The sequence below is a fragment of the Candidatus Acidiferrales bacterium genome (assembly GCA_036514995.1).
Lineage (GTDB): Bacteria > Acidobacteriota > Terriglobia > Acidiferrales > DATBWB01 > DATBWB01.
This window is the reverse complement of sequence record DATBWB010000121.1, coordinates 1-2,328: the sequence shown is the minus strand read 5'-3', so window position 1 is coordinate 2,328 and position 2,328 is coordinate 1. Positions and strand designations below refer to the sequence as shown.

The 2,328-nt window shown below is 63.7% G+C and carries 1 protein-coding gene; it reads right to left on the bottom strand.

Features of this window, described 5'->3' with window-relative positions; genetic code table 11:
• Window positions 1–406: 406 nt before the first annotated feature.
• A partial coding sequence (locus VIH17_08720; GenBank protein HEY4683318.1) for a DUF4139 domain-containing protein occupies window positions 407–2,328 on the bottom strand: 1,922 nt, incomplete at its 5' end.

Genomic DNA, 2,328 nt, shown 5'->3' with positions numbered 1-2,328 from the left:
CGCATCCGCGAAGCCTTCGATTTCACCGGCACGCCCATCCGCTTCCGGCAACGCCTACGCCGGTAGGCCGAACATCGCCGAGCCCCCAGGCACCAGCCTGGGGGGTACGAAGGCCCGGTGGCAGGTGCCACCGGGCTCAGCGTCAGATGGGTCGAAGGGTCAGGGCACGGTTTTAACCGTGCCGTAGCGAGGGAATAGGGAATAGTGTTGTTGACCTTTAGGCCCTGAGGCCAGAAGCCCCAGCGGCTAAAGCCGAACAGTGATGGCCCCTGAACGTCAGGGCTGAAGCCCCGACCTGACGAAAAGCCCGCGCGGTATTAGACCGCGCCGAGCCCCCAGGCACCTGCCTGGGGGCCGAGGGAGCAAGAACCCCAACACAACGGCAGAGAACAACCAAGCCAGGGCCCTACAACTTCCGGTCAAACGTCAGGTTTTGGAGCATTTCATCGAGTTGCTTCTGAGCGGTGGCGCGGGCGTCTTCGAGCCGGGCACGTTCGGCCCGCAGCGCTCCGAGGCGGTTCTCCTGCTGCTCGAGTTGACGGATATAGCGCAAGCGGAGGTTTGCTTCGTCAGGCGTCTGCCCCAGGCGCTGGAGGTTTCCGCGGACGCGCTCCTGGTCGCGGAAGATTTCGTTCTGCTCAGCTTCGAGCCGCGCAATCTTCTTGTTCAAGTCGTCAATCTCATTCTTCTTGGCCACGATGCGTCCAAGCGCCCGCTCGATTTCCGCGTCAATGGTCTTCTGCCGCACCCAGAGAGCGATTTGCTCGGGCGTGATATTCGCGAGCGCATAGGTCGTCTGCTGGGGATTCTCCTCGCGCACAGCAAACTCGGTGGTGGTCTTGGGCTTGGCCTCGATGCGGAAGCGATGGAAAGTAGCGCTTGATTCGGCCGCCGCCGGAGTTTCGACCAGCGTCCAGTTGGGGCGCACCGGGTGCTCGACGACTACCGTGCGCGGCTTCTCGTCATTGTTGCGGATGGTGTAGGTCTTCTTCTCCACAACTTTCGTGTGGAATCGCATCACACCTTTGAGGATTTCCACTCGCTCGACGCGCTCGCGATCGGTGCCGCGGTTGGTGCTCACCTCGACGCCCAGATCGAGCGCATAGCTCAGCAGGCGGCGCTCCTGCGGGTTGATCGTTTCCGTCAAACCTTCGCCCGCAAAGGCGCTCGAATCAATCACCGTGAACGAGCCGGCGTCGAGCGTCAGGCTGCTCGCATTCTTGAGCCAAACGGCCAGCCACGGCCGGCGCTCTCTTGTGGCTTCGTTGTAAAGCGACACCTTCTCGCCCTCGACTTCGGTGTGAATGATAGGCAGCAGCGCCGACTGGTTGCGCCGAATGGTCACCGGCTGTCGCAGCTTGTATTCGAACTGCTCGCCGAGCGCCTGCGCCCGCGCTGCCTCGGGGGCCGCCTGACGCATCACGTCACCCAGGCGCCCACCGGCGATCCCAGCCGACAGGGCCGCTGGAGCCTCGGCCGCCATCTTCATTGCCCTGTCCCGCCGCGCTTCCTTTGCTTCATCGGCTTCCTGAGCAGCCTCAGCAGGAGCGGGTTTCGCTGTAGGTAGCGGCTCTTCCAAGGTGGCTTCATGCGTTTGGGGCGTCACTTGGAAACCCTCGGGCAGAGGGACGACCGGCCGGCGGGCGTAGAGCGGCTGGGAGAGGTTCTGCACAAAGCTCACCGGGGCGCCGGCCACGAGCGACAGCTCCACCTGCTCCCAGTCCATCGGCGTGGTGTTATCCACGATGGCCCAGCCCTGGAGGAGCGGTTTCTGCTTTTCGTCGAGCACGATGCGGTAGGTAGTCTTCCAGATGGGCGCCTCCGAGGTATAGCTGACGTAGAGCTTGCGGGCACCCGAGCCGGTGGTCTGGATCTTCAGCCGGCGGACGTCGCGCTGGTGCGCCGAATTGAGCAGGTCGAGGTAGCGGCCGACGTCGCTCGCGAGTTCCCTTTCCACCAGCCGCAGCGCCCCGGCCGACTCCAGTTCCACCACTCGCACTTCTCCAGCCGCCGTGAAAATCGCCAACTGCACCACCTGGGTCGTTGCCCCCGGCCCAGTGGAACGGGTTCTCAGCTCGGCGCCCATCAGCTTGCCGGTGACCGGCCCGCCCGGGGCGCGAATCTCGACTTCAGTGCCGCGTATTTGGTTCAGAAAATCCACTAGACCTTGGGCCGAACCCAGGTTGATGGGCAGTTCGGCCAGCCGCCGGCCGAGCGGCGCAGTCGAATCGTACGTCACTCCCGCCACCTGTCCCCGCCCGAGGTCAATCACTGTGAGTGACTTCAGCACGTCGTTCAATTGCGCGCTGGGCAGCACAATTTCTACTG